The 18884-nt window shown below is 51.7% G+C and carries 20 protein-coding genes and 1 tRNA gene; 13 read left to right on the top strand and 8 right to left on the bottom strand.

All coding sequences use genetic code 11. The annotated features are described in order from the left end of the window. The first annotated feature begins 45 nt into the window (after positions 1 to 45). Entirely contained in the window at positions 46 to 660 is a 615-nt protein-coding gene (locus ACY2RQ_RS00370; RefSeq protein ID WP_490110959.1) for a glutathione S-transferase C-terminal domain-containing protein, read from the top strand. Between the two features lie 102 nt (positions 661 to 762). Here ACY2RQ_RS00370 and udk read toward each other — a convergent pair whose 3' ends face one another. Then, positions 763 to 1383 (bottom strand): uridine kinase, encoded by a 621-nt coding sequence (gene udk / locus ACY2RQ_RS00365; protein ID WP_490110958.1) that lies wholly within the window; start codon positions 1381 to 1383, stop codon positions 763 to 765. Positions 1384 to 1579: 196 nt separating this feature from the next. On the opposite strand from udk, the gene ACY2RQ_RS00360 reads away from it, so the two are divergent. Further along, the gene (locus ACY2RQ_RS00360; protein WP_490110957.1) at positions 1580 to 2650 is read left to right on the top strand and encodes a methyltransferase; all 1071 of its coding nucleotides are present in this window, start codon (positions 1580 to 1582) and stop codon (positions 2648 to 2650) included. Between the two features lie 240 nt (positions 2651 to 2890). Continuing rightward, complete coding sequence (locus ACY2RQ_RS00355; protein WP_490110956.1) at positions 2891 to 3916, top strand: hypothetical protein; 1026 nt, start codon at positions 2891 to 2893, stop codon at positions 3914 to 3916. A 72-nt stretch (positions 3917 to 3988) separates the two neighbouring features. Here the strand turns inward: ACY2RQ_RS00355 and ACY2RQ_RS00350 are convergent, their stop codons facing one another. After that, positions 3989 to 4864 (bottom strand): hypothetical protein, encoded by an 876-nt coding sequence (locus tag ACY2RQ_RS00350; RefSeq protein WP_490110955.1) that lies wholly within the window; start codon positions 4862 to 4864, stop codon positions 3989 to 3991. Between the two features lie 283 nt (positions 4865 to 5147). Between ACY2RQ_RS00350 and ACY2RQ_RS00345 the strand changes: the two genes are divergently transcribed. From ACY2RQ_RS00345 to ACY2RQ_RS00335, 3 genes are read left to right on the top strand one after another with little or no spacing between them, the layout of a single operon-like run. Next, positions 5148 to 5414, top strand: coding sequence for a FeoA family protein (locus tag ACY2RQ_RS00345; RefSeq protein ID WP_490110954.1), 267 nt, complete (start codon positions 5148 to 5150; stop codon positions 5412 to 5414). Further along, entirely contained in the window at positions 5383 to 7707 is a 2325-nt protein-coding gene (feoB, locus tag ACY2RQ_RS00340; RefSeq protein ID WP_490110953.1) for a Fe(2+) transporter permease subunit FeoB, read from the top strand. The genes ACY2RQ_RS00345 and feoB overlap by 32 nt, the downstream gene beginning before the upstream one ends. Beyond that, entirely contained in the window at positions 7697 to 7957 is a 261-nt protein-coding gene (locus ACY2RQ_RS00335) for a FeoC-like transcriptional regulator (RefSeq protein ID WP_490110952.1), read from the top strand. The genes feoB and ACY2RQ_RS00335 overlap by 11 nt, the downstream gene beginning before the upstream one ends. A gap of 23 nt (positions 7958 to 7980) precedes the next feature. Here the strand turns inward: ACY2RQ_RS00335 and ACY2RQ_RS00330 are convergent, their stop codons facing one another. The 3 genes from ACY2RQ_RS00330 to ACY2RQ_RS00320 all read right to left on the bottom strand — a co-directional run bounded on the left by ACY2RQ_RS00330 (position 7981) and on the right by ACY2RQ_RS00320 (position 9479). After that, positions 7981 to 8385, bottom strand: a complete 405-nt coding sequence (locus tag ACY2RQ_RS00330; RefSeq protein ID WP_490110951.1) for a hypothetical protein — start codon at positions 8383 to 8385, stop codon at positions 7981 to 7983. 240 nt (positions 8386 to 8625) lie between these two features. After that, positions 8626 to 9168, bottom strand: a complete 543-nt coding sequence (locus ACY2RQ_RS00325) for a hypothetical protein (protein WP_490110950.1) — start codon at positions 9166 to 9168, stop codon at positions 8626 to 8628. Between the two features lie 235 nt (positions 9169 to 9403). Then, positions 9404 to 9479: transfer RNA gene (locus ACY2RQ_RS00320), tRNA-Arg, on the bottom strand. A gap of 249 nt (positions 9480 to 9728) precedes the next feature. On the opposite strand from ACY2RQ_RS00320, the gene ACY2RQ_RS00315 reads away from it, so the two are divergent. The 3 genes from ACY2RQ_RS00315 to ACY2RQ_RS00305 all read left to right on the top strand — a co-directional run bounded on the left by ACY2RQ_RS00315 (position 9729) and on the right by ACY2RQ_RS00305 (position 12445). Then, positions 9729 to 10499: an MlaA family lipoprotein gene (locus ACY2RQ_RS00315; protein WP_490110949.1), complete on the top strand. Its 771-nt coding sequence runs from the start codon at positions 9729 to 9731 to the stop codon at positions 10497 to 10499. A gap of 103 nt (positions 10500 to 10602) precedes the next feature. After that, positions 10603 to 11910: a response regulator gene (locus tag ACY2RQ_RS00310; protein WP_490110948.1), complete on the top strand. Its 1308-nt coding sequence runs from the start codon at positions 10603 to 10605 to the stop codon at positions 11908 to 11910. A 13-nt stretch (positions 11911 to 11923) separates the two neighbouring features. Continuing rightward, positions 11924 to 12445 (top strand): STAS domain-containing protein, encoded by a 522-nt coding sequence (locus ACY2RQ_RS00305; RefSeq protein WP_490110947.1) that lies wholly within the window; start codon positions 11924 to 11926, stop codon positions 12443 to 12445. A gap of 61 nt (positions 12446 to 12506) precedes the next feature. Here ACY2RQ_RS00305 and tal read toward each other — a convergent pair whose 3' ends face one another. Together tal and dusA are read right to left on the bottom strand one after the other, a co-directional pair. Beyond that, complete coding sequence (tal, locus tag ACY2RQ_RS00300) at positions 12507 to 13469, bottom strand: transaldolase (RefSeq protein WP_490110946.1); 963 nt, start codon at positions 13467 to 13469, stop codon at positions 12507 to 12509. Next, positions 13466 to 14488 carry a tRNA dihydrouridine(20/20a) synthase DusA gene (dusA, locus tag ACY2RQ_RS00295; protein WP_490110945.1) on the bottom strand — a complete coding sequence of 341 codons (1023 nt, stop codon included), beginning with the start codon at positions 14486 to 14488 and terminating at the stop codon, positions 13466 to 13468. The genes tal and dusA overlap by 4 nt, the downstream gene beginning before the upstream one ends. A 328-nt stretch (positions 14489 to 14816) precedes the next feature. Here dusA and ACY2RQ_RS00290 point away from each other — a divergent pair, with 328 nt between their 5' ends. From ACY2RQ_RS00290 to ACY2RQ_RS00275, 4 genes are all read left to right on the top strand, one after another. Then, positions 14817 to 16025, top strand: coding sequence for a NupC/NupG family nucleoside CNT transporter (locus ACY2RQ_RS00290; protein WP_490110944.1), 1209 nt, complete (start codon positions 14817 to 14819; stop codon positions 16023 to 16025). Positions 16026 to 16046: 21 nt separating this feature from the next. Beyond that, the gene (locus ACY2RQ_RS00285; RefSeq protein ID WP_490110943.1) at positions 16047 to 16220 is read left to right on the top strand and encodes a XapX domain-containing protein; all 174 of its coding nucleotides are present in this window, start codon (positions 16047 to 16049) and stop codon (positions 16218 to 16220) included. A gap of 13 nt (positions 16221 to 16233) precedes the next feature. Further along, the gene (gene deoD / locus ACY2RQ_RS00280; RefSeq protein ID WP_490110942.1) at positions 16234 to 16947 is read left to right on the top strand and encodes a purine-nucleoside phosphorylase; all 714 of its coding nucleotides are present in this window, start codon (positions 16234 to 16236) and stop codon (positions 16945 to 16947) included. Positions 16948 to 17034: 87 nt separating this feature from the next. Beyond that, on the top strand, positions 17035 to 17607 hold the full coding sequence (locus tag ACY2RQ_RS00275; protein ID WP_490110941.1) for a hypothetical protein: 573 nt from the start codon (positions 17035 to 17037) through the stop codon (positions 17605 to 17607). Positions 17608 to 17670: 63 nt separating this feature from the next. On the opposite strand, the gene gltS is transcribed toward ACY2RQ_RS00275, so the two are convergent. Next, the gene (gene gltS, locus ACY2RQ_RS00270; RefSeq protein ID WP_490110940.1) at positions 17671 to 18864 is read right to left on the bottom strand and encodes a sodium/glutamate symporter; all 1194 of its coding nucleotides are present in this window, start codon (positions 18862 to 18864) and stop codon (positions 17671 to 17673) included. Positions 18865 to 18884: the final 20 nt, after the last annotated feature.

The following is an 18884-nucleotide window of genomic DNA, read 5'->3' as shown; positions in this document are numbered from 1 at the left end:
GTGCGATAATTCACGGGTTTTTGTGGATATTACAGGGGGTAGGTTATGAAGCTCTGTATAGGTTCGCGGTCTCCTGCAGCTCTTATGGTGCAGCTGGCGCTGGCTGCCCGGGGGCAGGAGTATGAAGTTGTCCGTTTAACGGATAAGCCCGAGCCCGGTTTCCCGGCAGGTATGGATGATATGCCGGTACTGATGCACGGAGATATCTATGTTAATCAGCCCCTGGCCATCGTCGAGTATCTGGAGGAGTTGGGTCGTTTTGACCAGAGAAACCCTCTCTATCCGGAAAATCTGGCACAGAGAGCAGCAGTACGCAGTTTTGTCCATGTTATTGCCAGTGAAGTCCTGCCCTGGGAGGAAGGTCGGCCAGGAGAATGGCTGGGGCAGCATGCAGAACTGGATGAGCAACAGCGCCGGGAGTGGTCGCTGTTCTGTTTAAAAAAAGTCTTTCGTCGTCTTGAATACCGGCTGGCCCACCAGGCCCGGACCGGAACCTTCTGTTTTGGTGAAACTATGACCCTTGCTGATTACGCTCTGGTGCCCCAGGTTGTGTTTGCCCGTAGGGCTGGCGTAGTCATGGACCCTTATCCCCATATCGAACGAATATGTGATAACTGTCTTGAAATCTCCTGGTGCAGGGAAATTCTGAACTGCTCCTGATTCTGAATATCTACAGTCGTCTATTCATTATCAATATTGTCTGAACCCTTCTTTGTTCTGAGCCAGAGTAAAGAAGGGGTTCTGTATATGGGCCTTTGGAAATCAGTTTACCAGGGAGTGAATTTTGGTTTTGATCAGGTCAAGGGCGATCTGGTTTTTGCCGCCCCGGGGAATAATCAGGTCGGCGTGCTGGCGGGAAGGCTCAATAAACTGCAGGAACATGGGGCGAACCGTGTCCATATATTGCTTGATTACGGAACTCATATCCCGGCCTCTGCTGACAATATCCCGCTCCAGGCGGCGGGTCAGGCAGATATCCAGGGGCGTATCCATGTAGAAACGAAGGTCAAAAGCTTCACGGATGGCCGGGTTAACAAACAGCAGTATGCCTTCAAAGATAATTACCTTGGAAGGTTCTACCCGGCGGGTTTTACGACTGCGGTTATGTTCTGCGTAATCATATTCCGGTACTTCAATGGCTTTCCCGTCTTTCAGCTGTTGCAGATGCTGAAGGAGAAGGTCATGATCCATGGATTCAGGGTGGTCGTAATTGATTTTCTGGCGCTCTTCCATGGTGAGATGAGATTGATCCCGATAATAGGAATCTTCGGAGATAACGCACAGGTGCTCGCGGGGAAACTCTTTAATCAGGGTTTCTGCCAGCAGGCTTTTTCCGGATGCGGAGGCACCGGCAATACCGACCACAATTGTTCTTTTCGACATGTGGATCATCTATCCTGAATTAACAAAATCACGGGCATTATAGTGATTGTCTGTTTTCCGGGCATCGGGCTTTCTACATAGATTATTAATCTTTTTACATTTATTTGATGCAGGGGGGGAGTTTAATTGAAAGCGCCTCCTGTGGACGTATATATACCACTGTTGTATAAAACCCGTTTTTCTGACCGGATGCATAATGAGCAGCCTGACAAACCCTTCCCGTCTTCTGTTACGCAACAGTGAGTTACTGGATGCTCCGCGATTACTGCTGGCACTGCCCCCGGCTGATAATGGCCTGGCGGAGTTGTCAGCCCTGTATCCACAGTCAGAGTTCAGTGTTTTCACCACGGTGGTGGAAGTGAGCAGTCATGCTCTGCGAACCCTGCCTGAAAATCGGGTTTGTTACTCCCACACTCCGGATAAGCTGGCCGGTACATTCGATATAATTGTGCTCTATCTGCAGAAAAGCCGGCCTTTGATTACGGGTATGGTGGATATGCTCTGTACCCGACTTTCTGAGAAGGGACATCTTCTGCTGGTGGGGGAGAATGGTACAGGTATTAAACCCTGGAAAAAGAGGCTTCAGGCCTGGGGTGAAGTTGAGTCTGTCGGCAGCGGCTGTCATGCCGGGTTGTTTTCCCTGGAGCCAGCCCAGGGTAAGCGAATAACTGATGCAGTCTTGAAGGAAGAGCAGTTTTCTGTGGAGGTGGCTGATACAAAAATGGATATAGTTTCCCTTCCGGGCGTGTTCAGCCATGGTCGGCTGGATGTGGGAACCCGGTTGTTGCTGGAGACGTTGTCCCGGGAAGTTATTCGGGGGCAGGTATTGGATTTTGGCTGTGGTGCTGGGGTGATCGGCGGTTGGTTGGCCAATCGTCACAAGCGTTGCCGACCGACCCTGCTGGATACCGATGCCATGGCTCTGGAAGCTGCCAAGCGTACTCTGGCTCTGAATCAGATTGAAGGCAAAGTGATCGCCAGCCATGGCCTGGACCAGGTTAAAGGCCGTTATGACTGGATTATCTCCAATCCTCCCTTCCATGAAGGGGTGAAAACCCGTTATGACGTGACTGAAAGTTTTCTGAGCCAGTGCAGGGAGCATCTGGTCAAGGGCGGGCAGCTGCGTATCGTCGCCAATAGTTTTCTGAAATACCGGCCCCTTATAAAGGAAGCCTTTGGCTATTGTGAGGAGCTGGCCCACCGGGATGGTTTTACCATTTATGGGGCTACGGCCGGTGGGGCCGGATTTCAGTCTTCGAAATTCTGACAGTCTGCTCCATGTTGCTGTTTTTTCATGGTTCTGTGTCATGACTTTTGTCGAGAAAAGCTGACACTGGGCCATGTTTCCCGGTACTCATTCATGGGGTGAGTACATCTTTCGTCGTATTTTTCCCCCTATTTGCCTGTCCTGTTCTCCCTATCTATGGTGATGGGTAATTTGGGTTGTCTAGCTGTTGTGTGAACGAACCCGGACAGGCTGGTAAAGCAATCAGGGAGTGGTATACCGATGGGGTGGATACAGGAAGTCATCAGGGACAGGGTGCCAGACCTTTTAAATGTCCATAACAAGGTCTGGACCAGATTAACCAACAATAATATCCAGGGTAAAGTATCCCACTGGTATCGGAAGGTTTCTGCCAGGGTTGTGGATGCTACCCAATACCTGAAAAGGAAAATTCAGGATGTTGGTCTGCATTTCCGCCTGTTGAATCAACGTAAGGTACGTGTAGTTGATGCGCTGATGACAGGTGACACTAGCAAGCTTAATGATGCCAAGTCTTTTGTGCTGTCCGGTGATCCCAGTGAAATCCGGGCTATGGCAAAAAATATTCTCCAGGCTATGGAAGAGGGCGGACTGAAAGAACGGCTGGAAAATATAGTTGAAGAGGCTGATACGAAACTGAAAGCCGATCAGGAACTGAAGGCGTCCAGAGAGGCTGTGGCCAAAAAGAAAACCGGGGATCGCAATATCAAGGTGCTTGAGGAAGAGCGCAAGTTTGTTGAAGACAACCCCCACTGGACCCAGGATTGGGATATTCACAATATTGTCCATGGTCACCCGCACCTGACCGATGGTGTTGTGCATTTCTTTAAAGAAGAAGCCGCGAAACGTATGGCGGAGCAGCATCCGGCAGAAGGCTATCTGGATCGTGAGCAGTATGAACATATTATGGAGAAAGCGGTTCAGGAAACTCTGCAGCAGATGCAGGCCAAGTCAGAAGCCCTTCAGGAAGAGTATGTGGAGCGTGTTAAGGAGGCCAAAGCCGGTGAAGTTCCGATTACTCCCCGAAAGTACAGGCAGCTGCGTGTTGTTGCGGTACAGAAGGGTATAGACCAGCTGAGGGGTTACCTTGGTAGCCAGAAGCAGCGCAGCCACTTTATGGATGTGTACCGGGTGACTCTCGGTATTCCATCCACCATTCGTGATTTCTCGGGTAATAAGAAAGGCGCTCTGCATCAAATGTGGGAGCAGCTGGATAATGCGATCATTCCTCCGCCAGAAGAGTTCCGGGAAAGAGGTGAGGGCGAATAGACCCGATTCATTTCCAGCCTGAACAGCACAAACCCGGCGCTTGGCCGGGTTTGTGTTTTTCTGGGTGAAGAATTAATCCTGCTTTTCTTCTGCGGGCTCTGGTAATGCCGGGTTCTGTGGCAGATCAAGCACACAGGCGATGGCTTGTTTGGCTCTGTTGAATTGCTCATGCAGTTTGTAGTATTCCTGCTGAAGATGTTGGTAGTGAGACTCTTGAAGATGTGTCCTGTATATCAGATCACGGCACTCTTGTTGTCCCAGCTCTTTCTCCGTAGTAGTTAGTTCCAGGGCTTCCTTGAGGCGGTTGCGTTCGTCTTCCATTAGAGAGATTTTTGCTCTTTGAATTTCTATCTCGTCTTTCTGCTGTTTGGAGAGCAGCGCCGCTTCACTTTCCAGCTCAGACATCTTCTGTTCGGCTCGTTCTTTGTACGCTTCCAGCTGGGCTTTCGCTTCCTGCACATTCCATTGTTCGGTGTTATGGGCAAGATCAAGCTCTTTCAGTTCACCTCTGATTTTTTCAACATTTTCATCAGATTCCCTAAACTTCTGCTCAAGTATCTGCTGGCTGGTTTTCAGCTCGGTTTGTACCTGTTTTTGTTCTTTCAGCTTGTGCTGCATATGTTTCTGCCTTTGCTGGGCATGATTGAGCTGCCGTGCAAGTTTGTTGTTTTTCCGTGTCAGCCTGGATTTTTCTGCCGCGACACGGACAAAGTCTTCGGTTATTGCATTCACCTGGGTATTGGTGGCCGTGTTTACGCAGCTGCGCTGGCTTAACAGCTTGAACAGGGGACTGTTGAGAATATGGGTCCTGAACAGCTGGCCGATGTAGGTGGTGACTTTGGCCAGCACTTTCAGCCTTGCTTTCGTCTGATGGGTCAGCTCAACCAGGGCGGCCTGGGTCGACTGAAGGCCGCTCCGGAGTGTGGTGGATAGGGTGCTCATATTCATAAATACCGTTCCCTGGAATGAGTCAGATGAAGGGGAGTGTATGAATAACGGGGGGGAGGGGCTATTCCACCTTGGTATGGGTTACCTCCGTAGGTTTGATATATGTCAAAGGATGGTTTTCCTTTATTGCGTATGCTTCTCAATCAGATTCTTTCATCCTCAAAGTGCGTGTATTTCGCAGATTTTTAATACATGTCCTTAACGCGAACGATTATCATTTATTCTATAATCTGCGTTTGTTTGCCTGGGTGAATCTCAAGGTGTGCTGTGCAAGGAGTAATGAATGTCTTTAACACTGAGCGATCTTGATGTCGGCGAATCCGGCTTTGTGGCCGGATATGCTGGTGGTGGTGGCTACAGGCGCCAGTTGCTGGCCATGGGTCTGACTCCGGGAACCGGACTGAAGGTGGTCCGGAGGGCCCCTATGGGAGACCCGGTAGAACTGGAAATTCGTGGTTTCAGTCTGAGTCTGCGTCAGGATGAAGCTCAGTGTGTATTAGTGAAAAAGGAGTCCTGTAATGGCGCAGGTGAGTGTTGCTGTCCTCGGTAATCCGAATTGTGGTAAAACAACGCTTTTCAACGCTCTCACCGGTGCCAGGCAGCAGGTCGGTAACTGGCCTGGCGTTACGGTGGAGCGTAAAACAGGTATTTATGAATACTCCGGTCGTTCAGTAGAGCTGGTAGACCTTCCCGGCACTTACTCTCTTGATGTCGGCATAGGCAATACAGCGATTGATGAAAAGCTCGCCCGGGATTATGTCCTGGGGGATGAAGCGGATTTCTACATCAATATTATTGATGCCGGCAATATTGAGCGAAACCTCTACCTGACCACCCAGCTGCTGGAAATGAACCGGCCGATGATGGTGGTGTTGAATATGATGGACGTCGCCGAAGAGAAGGGCGTATCCATCAAGGCTGAAGGGCTGGCAAACCGCTTGGGCTGCGCGGTGATTCCGGTGATTGCCAGTCGTAACGATGGCGTAGAACCCCTGAAAGTGGCTCTTGAAGAGTACTTGTCCGGTAGCCGCCAGGATAAGAGGGTACAGGTAGGTTACAGCAACATCATTGAGCAGGCTCTGGCTGAACTCAAGCCTGTGGTTGGGGTAAAAGCCGCAGAGCTGAATGTCTGCAAGCGCTGGCTGGCCGGTCGCCTTCTGGAAGGGGACCAGAGCCTGGAAAGCCTGATGTCCACGGATACCATGGCCTCGGTCACCAGTGCCCGCAATGCTCTGCAGGCTGCCGGTGATGAAGAGGTAGATATCCTCTTTGCCGATGGCCGCTACAGCTTTATCGACACCCTTACCGATGGCGTTGTAGCCCGCAGTCAGAATGTCAGTCGCTCCATGACTGAAAAGATCGATTCCGTGGTACTGAGTCGTGCCCTGGGTATGCCGATCTTCTTCGGTATCATGTACCTGATGTTCATGTTCTCTATCAATGTTGGCAGCGCCTTTATTGATTTCTTTGATATTTTTTCTGGCACTGTTTTTGTGGATGGTGTCCGCCATGTACTCGAAGGCGTCGGGGCACCTGCGTTCCTGGTTACTCTGCTTTCCAATGGTATCGGTGGCGGTATTCAGACTGTTTCAACCTTTATTCCTGTTATTGCGGCTCTCTATTTATTCTTGTCCGTGCTGGAAGATTCCGGCTACATGGCCCGGGCGGCCTTTGTTATGGACCGCGCCATGCGCACCCTCGGCCTGCCGGGCAAGGCATTTGTACCTGTGCTGGTGGGCTTTGGCTGTAACGTGCCGGCGATTATGGCGACCCGGACCCTGGAGCATGAGCGCGATCGCAAGCTCACCATCCTGATGAACCCGTTTATGTCCTGTGGTGCACGCCTGCCTGTTTATGCCCTGTTCTCGGTGGTGTTCTTCCCTGACAGCGGCCAGAATGTGGTGTTTGCGCTGTATCTGACTGGTATCGCCGTGGCGGTGCTGACCGGTCTGATTATGAAAAACACCCTTTTGCCGGGTGAGGCCACGCCGTTCGTAATGGAGTTGCCCCGTTATCATCTGCCTACTCTGAAGGGCATTCTGCTCCGCACCTGGGATCGCCTGAAGTCCTTTATTGTCCGCGCCGGTAAGACCATCGTACTGGTGGTAGCGGTTCTGGGGGTTCTGAATTCCCTGGGTACTGATGGCACTTTTGGTCATGAAAATACTGAGCAGTCCGTACTCAGCCATGTTGGTCAGATGATAACCCCGGCCTTTGAGCCCATGGGTATGCATGGAGATAACTGGCCCGCCGCCGTTGGCCTGTTCACCGGTATCTTCGCCAAAGAGGCGGTTGTCGGCACCCTGAACTCCCTGTACAGCCATGTTGGCGGTGGTGATGAAGGTGGTGACTTTAACCTGATGGGCGGTATTTCCGAGGCTGTTGCCACTATTCCGGCTAATCTGTCCGCTATTGTTGATACCCTGACCGACCCCCTGGGTCTGAGTGTGGGAACCACCAACAATATGGCTGTGGCCGCAGATGAGCAGGGCGTGAATGTAAGCACCTACCAGGTGATGCGCACCCAGTTTGGTACTGAGGCATCCGCCTTCGCTTACCTGCTGCTGGTACTGCTGTATGCGCCCTGTGTGGCCGCCATGGGTGCCGTTAACCGTGAGGCTGGTAAGACCTGGATGTGGCTGGTGGGTGCCTGGTCAACCTATATCGCCTATACGGTGGCCACCATGTACTACCAAGTGGTGACTTTCAGTCAGCATCCGGGCTATTCCACGGTTGTGATAACGGTGGTGGGCTTTGTATTTGCCGGTGTGACCATGCTTCTCCGCTATTGTGGACGCCACTCTCGGGAGATGAACATGACGGGTGTAGCCAGTGCTAAGTGATATTCGCCGCTATTTGATATCGAATGTGGAGATGGTCAGCCTTTATGAGCTGGCCAGCCGCTTTGATGTGGAAGAGGCGGTTATGTCCGGTATGCTCAGCCACTGGCTGCGGAAGGGGAAGGTTATCAAAGTGCTTTCCCCCTGCAACCAGAAGTGCGGAGGATGTGACAAGGGCAGTGACGGTGAATGGTATCAGTGGGTGTCAACACCCGATGCACCTACGCTCATTTCCCTGAGCTGCCAGAGCTGAGGAGGCTAACGTTCCTGTAGCTTTCAGCCCCTGATGCCCATTGGGTGCAGCAGATGCAGAAAATAAAGCTGTCGCAATTTGTGCAGGAGTGGAAGCCTTTTTCGTTTACGGCGCTGGGATTCCTGGTGTTCGTGGGGTAAAGCCTCGGCTGTGGGAATAATTTCCTCCGTATTCAGAAACTCCTGGTTAATTTCCAGTGTGCCCATGGCCGGACTCAGGTCTGAAACAGATCTGGCCGGGGGGAGAGTGAATATCGCTGGTTGCTGATCCCGCTGGAGAATCTCCGTATGAGGGTTCCAGGCGGGGCTCAGGGCTTGAGCGGACCCGGATACCCAGAGGACAAGGCTCAGGTAAAGTCCCGCCTTGCCACAGGCGGACACGCCGGAAGCCATCCTGCTAAAAGCGGTCTTGCAACAAAGATGTGCCATAGGGTCACTTGAGCGCTGCCGGCTGCTAATTAGAAGGGGGGTTCTAGTCTAGGCGATATTTCCTGTCCAACCAGATTCTGGTTGTATCGTTGTGTAAATCCATGGAAAAGACACTCCCCGCCTAGCCCACTTTTCTCGTCGAGCGGCTTCTCTGCTTCCCTTTGGTTTTTATACGGGCCAGCAGCTGTTCGACGGGGTCATCATCCGGATTTTGGGGAACCTGCTCGCTGCTGGGAAGGACTATTTAAAGATACGCCGGCAGCAGACATAGATACCTGTTACGGTCATCATGCAGGCCATCATCCCCAGGGCGACATATCTGGGTGTGTCCTGGGAGGAACCTCCGGCATAAATAATACAGTCCCCGATAATAGAACCTACGCCCCCCATAAAGATTAATGGTACGACCCAGGGTTTGATTTTCTTCAGTTTCAGATCACAGGATCGGCAGAAGCGCTGGCCGATGGAAGTGGGTTCTATTTCCTTTTGAGACTCTATGTCAGGATAATCTGGTTTATCAGACTGGGCGGTGACCCGTTCGAGAATTTCTTTTACCAGAGCTTCGGTGGGGATGTTGGAAAGCTGGGACTCTCTTGATGTCTGACTGATCCCATCTTCAGGAACATCCATAATAACACTGCCGGGTACAGGCATGGCCTCGGTCAGAGAAGTAGGCCGGGATGTTGCTGGGGATTCTTTGGGGGTGACCATCGCCATGCCTTGTGCGGACAAGAGCAGAAAAAACAGCAGAAGCGTTGTATAACAGTTCGAACGCAGGAGCATGGCCTGTTGTCATCACACTTTCAGAGGTGGAAGGCGACAGCCTGAAAGGTTGACAAGGTAGTTGCCGGTATCTGGATCGACAATGTCCACTGGAATGAAATAAAGGGGGGATTAAAATCCATGGCAAAGGGGCGGGCTATGGGGTAAAGGAGAGAGAAATCTCTCCATTACCGTGACTAAATTTTTCTTTTTGATGATGGTGTACGGTCGTACGCTTGTAACGCCTTGATTTTATTGGCGTCCCCACCAGGACTCGAACCTGGATCGATCGCTTAGGAGGCGACTGTTCTATCCGGTTGAACTATGGGGACCGGCACTCCGAGTGTAGAATGAATCCCAAGGAGTGCAGTAAATAACTGCCCTTGAGGAAACGCCGCTAGTGTAACGAAATCCTATCAGATTCTTCAATAGATTAGTGCTCTTCTTCCCAGGAAATTCAGTACTTGAAAACAGCCGTCTCTGAAACCGTCCGGAGATTGTTTTCACATAGGCAGAAGTGGGCTTGATTTGCTGAAAAAGGGCTGGTTGTGACTTGCATGGGTGCCCGGAGACCTGCAGAGATGAGTATAATGAAGGCCGGAAGCGGCGATAACAATGACAACGCTGATGAAAAAAGGATAATGAGAGGTCTTATGTCGACAATATTTCAGGGCACTGTACGTCTGTTTCTGCTGCTTATATGTTTAGGGGGGGCTCAGGTGCAGGCCGCAGCTACGGTCTCTTACAATGACCCGTGGGAAGGGGTCAACCGGGTGACTTTCGGGTTTAATGACGCCCTGGACCGTTGGTTGCTCAAGCCTGTAGCCACAGGATATGACACGGTTACCCCCAAGCCCGTGCAGGGGTTGGTGTCTAATTTCTTCAAAAACCTGGGGGAAGTCAGGAACCTGGTAAATTCCCTGCTGCAATTCAAGCTGATGGATGCTGGTGGAACCACCGGGCGGATTCTTATCAACAGCACCATCGGTATGCTGGGTATGCTGGACGTTGCAAATTCTATAGGGCTTGAATACCACTATGAGGATTTTGGTCTGACTCTGGCCCGTTGGAATGTACCTTCCGGCCCTTATGTTGTGGTGCCTTTCTTTGGGCCGAGAACCCTGCGATCAACTGCAGGTATCTATCCGGATATGCAACTGAACCCGATGAACCATGTCCATGACAGCAAAGAACGGACGGTGATGCAGGTCTCTGATGTGATCAGCCTGCGTGCTTCCCTGCTGGAACAGGAAAACCTGATCGTAGGGGACAAATACACATTTATTCGTGACGCATATCTGCAGCGTAGGGATTACCTGACCACCGGCCAGTTGCCTCAGGATAACTTCTAAGTCTGTGAGGCTGCAAAAGGCAGGCACCGCCTGCCCTTTTCTTTTCTGCTATCTTCGTTTGCGCTCTTTGTCGGGAACTTGCAGAGTCTGCGGTGAGAGAGTAATGTCAGAGGTTCCATTGTTGGCCCACCTGAAATATGTGATGGAGATATTGCCGAAGTCCAGCCCCTCCAGTGTGGACCACTTCCGTGCAGAAACCCGACCAGGGAAGGGCGAGGTTATGAGCCGGGACAATAACAGACTTCTGGTTATTGATGATGATGCCATTGTACGTGACAGCATCGTCGCCTACCTTGTGGACAGCGGCTTTCAGGTTCTTGAAGCAGAAAATGGTGAACACGGTCTTGAGGTGTTCCGGGAGCAGTCCCCGGATCTTATCCTGTGTGATCTGCGTATGCCCCGTCTGGATGGCCTTGGTGTGCTGCGCAGGGTGCGGGAAGAGTCCCCGGACACGCCGTTTATCGTGGTGTCCGGAGCCGGCGTGATGGCTGATGTGGTAGAAGCGCTGCGTCTTGGTGCCAGTGACTATATCATCAAGCCCATCGTGGACCTGGAAGTACTGGAACACGGTGTGCACCGGGCCCTTGACAATGCCGCCCTGGCCCGGCAGAACAGCAAATACCGTGAGAGTCTGGAAGAAGCGATTCAATCCCTGCGGGAGAGCCTGGATGTACTTCAGGAAGACCAGAAAGCCGGGCGCCAGGTGCAGATGAAGATGCTCCCCAAGGAGCATTTCCACTTCCAGGATTATTCCCTTGATTACAAGATTTACCCTTCCCTCTATCTGAGCGGGGATTTTGTTGATTATTTCCCCGTAAACGATCATTGTTTCGGCTTTTATCTGGCGGATGTTTCCGGCCATGGGGCGTCATCGGCTTTTGTGACGGTTCTACTGAAGCATATGTCCATGTCGTTACTGCAGGAATACCAGGCCAAAGGGCAGAGTGGACCAGTCAGACCGTCGTTCGTGTTGTCGACTATTAACCAGAACCTGCTAAACAGTGATCTGGGCAAGCATGTCACTATTTTCGGTGGAGTTGTGGATACCCGTCTGAACACCCTGACCTATTCTGTCGGAGGGCATTTTCCCCTGCCTGTGCTGTGCATGGGGGGGGAACCCCGGTTTTTGGAAGGACAGGGGCTGCCGGTCGGCTTGTTTGAAGATGCCGAGTTTGCTGATGTGAAAATAGATGTGTCCGGTCCATTTACATTGACGGTGTTCTCTGATGGAATTCTGGAGGTTCTGCCCCAGAACAGCCTGAAGGAAAAGGAGCAGTATCTCTTGTCCGTGATAGATGAAGACGCAAAAACTGCAGAGCAGGTTATATCCCGCCTTGATATCAAGGCATTGGATGAAGCGCCGGATCAGGCTCCGGATGATATTGCCCTGCTGGTACTTGCCGGTGGTTAGACGGAAAGGCTGAATGAATACGGGAAAAATCCAGTATGCCGAAGTAGACGGCATGTTTGTATTGAAGTTTGTCGGAGATGTACGGTTAACTCTCTGTTCGGCTCTTGACAAAACCCTTGAATCCATTTTGCAGCGGCCAGGTATTCGATCTGTAGTGATAGATTTGACGGATACCAAGGGTATCGACAGTACTTCCCTGGGGCTGCTGGCCAAGTTGTCCATTCAGTCCCGTAAGCGCTTTGGCTTTGCCCCCACCATTGTCTCTACCAACGATGATATTAACCGGGTTCTCCTGACTATGGGATTTGATCAGGTGTTTGTGATTGTGAAAGAGAAGGGTATGGGGGTTGAGGTGCTGAAGGATCTGCCTGTGTACGAAGAGGCTTCCGAGCCGGATATTATGGAAAAGGTGATCAGTGCCCATAAGGCCCTGATGGACCTGAACGAGCACAACCGCCAGGAATTTCAGGATCTGGTCAGAAGCCTGGAAAAGGGCAGGCTGGAGAAAGAGAAACTGGACCCAGGCAGCTCATAGGTAAATGCAAACAGACTATTAAAGCCTGCCTGGGGTAAGCCCGGAAAGGCTTGTTCAGTTATCAGTTTTTCGCCAGCTGAACCAGAGTTTCTTCCAGTTTCACCTGGTCTGCCGCAAAGTTGCGAATACCTTCCGAAAGTTTTTCCGTCGCCATGGCATCTTCGTTCATTGCCCATCGGAACGGTGCTTCACTCATGGATATATTGGCCTCATACTTTTCCGGGCTGCTGGCATCCAGCTTGCGTTTAACTGGGTCCTGGCTGTTATCCAGTTCTTCCAGCAGGGCGGGGCTGATGGTAAGGCGGTCGCAGCCGGCCAGTTCCAGTATCTCCCCGGTATTGCGGAAGCTGGCACCCATAATTACGGTCTTGTAGTCGTTGGATTTGTAGTAGTTAAAGATACGGTTGACGGAAAGTACACCCGGGTCTTTCGAGGGGGCGTAGCTGTCACGGCCAGTGGCTTTCTTGTACCAGTCCAGGATGCGACCCACAAAGGGAGAGATCAGGTAAACCCCGGCGTCGGCACAGGCACAGGCCTGGGAAAAACCGAACAGCAGGGTCAGGTTGGTCTGGATACCTTCCCGCTCAAGCTTTTCTGCCGCGCGAATCCCTTCCCAGGTGGAAGCGATCTTGATCAGCACCCGGTCTTTCTCAATGCCTTCATTGTGGTACATCTCAATCAGGCGCTGGGCTTTTTCTACGGTGGCCCTGGTATTGAAGGAGAGGCGGGCATCCACTTCTGTAGAAATACGTCCGGGAATCAGGCTGAGAATTTCCTTGCCAATCAGAACAGACAGTTTGTCGGCGGCATTGTGCAGCATGTCGGTATGGCCACGGCCATAGGTTTTACCAAAAGCCAGGGCCGCATGCACCTGCTCCTGATAAGCAGGCAGGTTCGCCGCTTTCAGCAGCAGAGTCGGGTTGGTGGTAGCGTCCTGGGGGCGGTAACGGCGAATAGCATCTATGTCGCCGGTGTCGGCGACAACGGTGGTAAGTGCTTTCAGTTGTTCGAGTTGGCTGGTCATACCGGGTGTCCTGAATCCGGGTTCTCCGATAAACAGAAAGCACTGGCCTCCCGCAGAATATCTGCGGTTGTTTCCGGTTTATAGGCCTGCTCACTTAACAGCCGCCGAAAACGCCGGGCACCAGGCAAACCATTAAACAGCCCAAGCATGTGCCGGGAAATATGGTTGAGGGTGTGCTTCCCGTTCGTAAGGTGTTGCTGGGCGTAGGGTATCATCTTTTCTATGACATCGTGACGACTCAATAATTGTTTCGCTTCACCAAATATTCTGTCGTCTGCTTCCGCCAGCAACCATGGATTATGGTAAGCCCCGCGACCGATCATAACACCATCTGTGTGCTGCAGGTGCTGTTCCGTCTGGTCCAGGCTGGTGATCCCGCCGTTGATAATAAATTCCAGGTCAGGAAAGGTCTGCTTCAGTCGGTAGACCCAGTCGTATTTAAGCGGTGGAATATCCCTGTTCTCTTTCGGACTCAAACCTTCAAGAATGGCGATGCGGGCATGAACGACAAAGGTCTTGCAACCCGTGTTAGCCACCTGCCCGATAAAATCCACCAGATGCTCCCAGCTTTCCCGGCCATTCACACCGATACGATGCTTGATGGTGACCGGAATGCTGACCGCGTCCTGCATGGACTTGATACAATCGGCTACCAGGGCCGGCTCTTTCATCAGGCAGGCTCCAATGCCGCCGTTCTGTACCCGGTCACTGGGGCAGCCGATATTAAGGTTAACCTCATCATAACCCCACTCTTCGGCATACCGGCTGCACTGTGCCAGTTCTACAGGGTTGCTTCCCCCCAGCTGCAGAGCAACGGGGTGCTCTATGTCGTGATAGTGAAGAAACCTTTCCCGGTCCCCGTGAATCAGAGCGCCTGTGGTCACCATCTCTGTGTACAGCAGAGTGTTACGGGATATAAGACGCAGGAAATACCGGCAGTGGCGGTCCGTCCAATCCATCATCGGAGCTACGGACAGGCGGCGGTTAACGGGGGCAGAGTCTGTTGCTGGCCCGGTCATGGCAGCGGGGCTCTCTGGTGCTGTGATCAAGGGCAATGCCATTTTAGAATATCAGGAAAATGGAGCGGTAATCTATCGGTGGTTCCCTGTTTCGGCAAGGATTTTAGTAGGAGAAGTGCTTAGAGCAGAAAAGCATCGGATTATTTGCATTGAGTGAGGGAATTACCACTCTTGCGCAACTGCGCCTATATTGAAGCCGACGCCTGTGCAGGAACCATGGTCGGCATTGAGTTTTGAGTTGTGCTTCGACTATGGCTCGTTGTGCTTTGACTATGGCTCATAGTCGCACAGGGGTTCTCCATTTTTTATAGGTTACCTGTCGCCTGCCATGAAATTTCTTAACGGTCTTTTCGGAATTTTCCTGCTTCTGCTGATTGCCTGGCTGCTGTCAGAAAATCGCAGGGCGATTAACTGGCGCACTATTGGGGGCGCGCTGCTTCTGCAAACGGGCTTTGCCGGGTTCGTTCTGGCTGTGCCGTTTGGGAAGGATATTCTGATGACGGTGGCTGACGCCGTCCAGCATGTAATGGATTATGCCAATGATGGTATCAACTTCCTTTTCGGCAATCTGGCTAACCCTGCGGAAGTCGGGTTTATCTTCGCAATCAAAGTGTTGCCTATGATTATCTTCTTCTCGGCACTTATTTCCGTGTTCTATCACCTGGGCATTATGCAGGCCATTGTCCGTGTTCTGGGGGGGGGGCTGCAGAAGTTTCTGGGTACCAGCCGAACGGAATCCATTTCTGCCACGGGGAATATCTTTGTCGGGCAGACGGAAGCACCCCTGCTGGTGAAACCTTATATTCCCAAAATGACAGAGTCGGAACTGTTTGCCGTGATGGTTGGCGGATTGGCTTCCGTGGCGGGCGCAGTACTGGCGGGTTATGCCAGCCTTGGGGTGGATATCCGCTACCTGGTAGCGGCCAGCTTTATGGCTGCTCCCGGTGGCCTTTTGATGGCGAAGATGATTCTTCCGGAAACCAGAAATCCCGAAGAGTCATCGGGAACTATAGAGTCGACGGATCATGCCAACCTGTTGGATGCCGCTGCCACCGGCGCTTCCTCCGGCATGCACCTGGCGATGAATGTCGGTGCCATGCTGCTGGCCTTCATCGCCCTGATTGCCATGTTGAACGGATTGTTTGGCTGGGTGGGGGGGCTCTTTGGGCTGGAGGGCCTCACCATCCAGGAAATACTGGGCTATGTGTTCTCGCCCCTGGCCTTTGCCCTTGGTATTCCCTGGGATGAAGCGATTATTGCCGGCAGCTTGATTGGCCAGAAACTGATCGTGAATGAGTTTGTGGCCTATATCGAATTTATTAATGTCAGAGAAATACTTAACCCACAGACCCAGGCAGTTATCTCCTTTGCGTTGTGCGGTTTTGCGAACCTGTCGTCTATTGCAATATTGCTGGGGGGGCTTGGGGTGCTGGCTCCTGCCCGGCGTCCGGATATTGCCCGGCTTGGCCTGAAGGCTGTGCTGGCGGGAACATTGTCGAACCTGATGAGCGCAGCTCTGGCTGGATTGTTTCTCTGATCCCAAAGGTGAACCGTGTATATGTACGATGTTTTTTTGTCGACAGTGACCGGGTTCGTAGTAGGTGTATTGTTCTCCTGGCTTAAACTGCCTATTCCCGCACCCTCAGCCTTGGCGGGATTGATGGGATTTGTGGGGATATTTTTGGGACGCATGGCTTATATGGAATTTCTGACCATGCTTGGTCGTATGTAAGAACGGAGAGGCTATGGCTACCACTCATATCAGTGCCGCTCCCGGTGATTTTGCACCGGTAGTCATTATGCCCGATGACCCGCTTCAAGCCCGTTATCTTGCCGAGAGATGCCTAGACTCAGTAAAACAGGTAACCGATGTCAGGAACATGCTGGGCTTTACCGGGGAGTATCTTGGCCGACGGGTATCGATTATGGGGGCAGGCCTGGGCATTCCATCTATCAGCATTTATTCCCGCGAGCTGTATATTGATTATGGAGTGGAAGCGATAATCGCTGTTTCTGAGTGCTGTGCGCTGCATCAGGATGTGGCGGTGCGGGATCTGATCCTGGCCATGGGGGCCAGTACTTTTTCCGGTGTGAACCGACAAAGATTCAGTGGTGGTGATTTCGCCGCCCTGTGTGATTTCGATTTACTGAGTAAAGCCTGTGACCTGGGCAGGAAGAAAGATTTCTCAGTAAGAACAGGAAATATCTGCAGCATGGAGTGCCCGGGAAACGGTATTTCCGGTGAACAGCAGCGGGCGATGGAACGTATGGGGATCTTGGCCACGGATATGGGAGTGGCTGGCTTGTATGGTGTTGCAGCAGAGTGTGGACGCAGGGCGCTCAGTATCTGTTCCGTCAGCGAGCATATTGTCGAGGGCGATATTCTTCCGGCTGATGATCGGGAAAATGCCTTCAGAGCGGCTGCGCAGATCGCATTGGATATTGTTGAGTTGTATTGAGCTTTGTTTTTAATCTTTCACAGGACAATATCTGCAAAAACATTAGACTGAAAGATAACCTGGAACAAGACAAAGGATTGTCCCTCTATGAAGGCGAAAGGGGTGAAAATGAAAGAGCTGTTGCTGGCTGTTCTGTTGCTGGTGCCTTTTTCAGGTCATGCCCGAGGCGGAAATGATCTACCACCGCCGGGGTTTGAGTGGAAATCCTGCCGGTCTGTGGATTGTTATTTTCTTGTACCTGAAGGCTGGCGTTTTGAGCAGCTTGATGATGGCAGAATTCTGAAATACCAGATTATTAAAAAAAACCACAGTCGTTCACTGCCTCCGAGGGTTCGGATTAATATTTTGCGGCATTCGGAATCTTTCACAGGGCTGAGCACAGATCGGCATATGGCGCTGTTTATGGAAGAGCTGGATCGTTCATCCCGGGTGCTGGAAACATGGCAGAATCGTTCCGGAATTCTGGTCAGTACCGCAGCAACATCTTTGCATTACACAGGCGTTGAAGAGCCAATTAAGACGTTCAGCCTGTTGATAGCCAATGAACAGACCGGAACACTCTATGTGGTGACCTTTGAAACCCTGCCCGAGTTCTGGGAGAAAGATTGGGTGATTGTCGAGCAGATTATGTCCAGGCTTCGGCTGGATGAAAAAACCTGACGGTTTTATTACTCATCTCATTCTCCCCTGCCTAATCTATTTTCTCTTTATTCCTGCCAGCTCTCAGAAAAAGGGCAGTGACAGGAAGCTTCTCAGCACTATGGCGTTAAGTACGTCGGTAAAGAAAGACCCCAGGAGCGGAATAATCAGCAGGGCTTTGGGGGAGAGGCCAAACTTGTGGGAAACTGTTTCTACATTGGCCATGCCCACAGGGGTGGCACCCAGCCCAGCCCCGATAAACCCTGAGGTAATCACCGCAGCATCGTAGTCGCCACCGGCAAAGCGAAAGAATATGTAATAGGCAAAGATAATAATCATCAGGCACTGGAGCGCCGCGATAATCATCAGGGAAGCGGCTGTAGTGGTCAGGATGCCCAGCTGCAGAGACATCAGGCTCATGGCGATAAACACTCCCATGCTGGCTTCACCCCACATATTCAGGGTGTTGGCGTCAGATCTCATTTTTAGCAGGTCGGTGATATTGGCAATCACAATACCCACCAGCAATACCGGAAGATAAGAGGGAACAACAATGCCTTTTCCGATAAACCAGCTATGGAGCCAGAGCCCGACAGAGATAGTGATCGCAATCTCGAACATGGTGCGAATGATTCTGTCGTAGGTGACATGGGCAAAGTCGCCTTCCAGAGGATTCAGCCCTGAGCGGGTTGATGTTTGCTGGTTTTCTGCAAGATTTTTGCGCACGATCAGCTGGTGGGCCACAGGTCCGCCAATAATGCCTCCAAAGATTAGTCCGAGGGTGGCGGCTGCCAACCCAAATTCCTGGGCACCACCATAACCCATTTCCTCCAGGTGAATACCCCAGGTAATGGCTGTTCCATGGCCACCGGCGAAAGCCACACTGCCGGCCAGCAGCCCCTTGTCCGGTGTTTCCCCGAGGGCCAGAGCGGTCGCCACCCCAAGGCCGTTCTGCAGTGTCAGGAAGATAAACATCACCACTAATAGAACTACAAGGGTACGGCCACCACTCATCAATAAGGCGAAGCGGGCGGAAAGGCCGACAGTGCTGTAGAACATCAGCAGGAAAATATTGCGCAGCTCCAGGTCAAATATGGCTTTCAGGTAGCCATATTCATGGAGCAGGGTAAGAATAAGGCTGAAGATTAAGCCCCCGGTGACGGAGGGGGGGATATTGTACTCATCAAGTACCCGAATATGGTGGGTGATAAAACTTCCCAGATAGAGTACAGCGATGCTCATTATCAGCAGATTGAAGCCGGAGATAGTGATAGCCATGATCGTCCTGGAGTTTTTTC

It is taken from the genome of Parendozoicomonas sp. 209JJ7-1 (assembly GCF_058147085.1).
This window is presented reverse-complemented; position numbering and strand designations above follow the sequence as displayed.

Coding starts and splice junctions, on each gene's coding strand:
- ACY2RQ_RS00290 (WP_490110944.1), top strand. CDS start 14,817: ATGAAATTTCTTAACGGTCTTTTCGGAATTTTCCTGCTTCTGCTGATT.
- ACY2RQ_RS00305 (WP_490110947.1), top strand. CDS start 11,924: ATGAATACGGGAAAAATCCAGTATGCCGAAGTAGACGGCATGTTTGTA.
- feoB (WP_490110953.1), top strand. CDS start 5,383: ATGGCGCAGGTGAGTGTTGCTGTCCTCGGTAATCCGAATTGTGGTAAA.
- tal (WP_490110946.1), bottom strand. CDS start 13,469: ATGACCAGCCAACTCGAACAACTGAAAGCACTTACCACCGTTGTCGCC.
- udk (WP_490110958.1), bottom strand. CDS start 1,383: ATGTCGAAAAGAACAATTGTGGTCGGTATTGCCGGTGCCTCCGCATCC.
- ACY2RQ_RS00330 (WP_490110951.1), bottom strand. CDS start 8,385: ATGGCACATCTTTGTTGCAAGACCGCTTTTAGCAGGATGGCTTCCGGC.
- ACY2RQ_RS00285 (WP_490110943.1), top strand. CDS start 16,047: ATGTACGATGTTTTTTTGTCGACAGTGACCGGGTTCGTAGTAGGTGTA.
- ACY2RQ_RS00355 (WP_490110956.1), top strand. CDS start 2,891: ATGGGGTGGATACAGGAAGTCATCAGGGACAGGGTGCCAGACCTTTTA.
- ACY2RQ_RS00370 (WP_490110959.1), top strand. CDS start 46: ATGAAGCTCTGTATAGGTTCGCGGTCTCCTGCAGCTCTTATGGTGCAG.
- dusA (WP_490110945.1), bottom strand. CDS start 14,488: ATGACCGGGCCAGCAACAGACTCTGCCCCCGTTAACCGCCGCCTGTCC.
- ACY2RQ_RS00275 (WP_490110941.1), top strand. CDS start 17,035: ATGAAGGCGAAAGGGGTGAAAATGAAAGAGCTGTTGCTGGCTGTTCTG.
- ACY2RQ_RS00360 (WP_490110957.1), top strand. CDS start 1,580: ATGAGCAGCCTGACAAACCCTTCCCGTCTTCTGTTACGCAACAGTGAG.
- ACY2RQ_RS00310 (WP_490110948.1), top strand. CDS start 10,603: ATGTCAGAGGTTCCATTGTTGGCCCACCTGAAATATGTGATGGAGATA.
- gltS (WP_490110940.1), bottom strand. CDS start 18,864: ATGGCTATCACTATCTCCGGCTTCAATCTGCTGATAATGAGCATCGCT.
- ACY2RQ_RS00325 (WP_490110950.1), bottom strand. CDS start 9,168: ATGCTCCTGCGTTCGAACTGTTATACAACGCTTCTGCTGTTTTTTCTG.
- ACY2RQ_RS00345 (WP_490110954.1), top strand. CDS start 5,148: ATGTCTTTAACACTGAGCGATCTTGATGTCGGCGAATCCGGCTTTGTG.
- ACY2RQ_RS00315 (WP_490110949.1), top strand. CDS start 9,729: ATGAGTATAATGAAGGCCGGAAGCGGCGATAACAATGACAACGCTGAT.
- deoD (WP_490110942.1), top strand. CDS start 16,234: ATGGCTACCACTCATATCAGTGCCGCTCCCGGTGATTTTGCACCGGTA.
- ACY2RQ_RS00350 (WP_490110955.1), bottom strand. CDS start 4,864: ATGAATATGAGCACCCTATCCACCACACTCCGGAGCGGCCTTCAGTCG.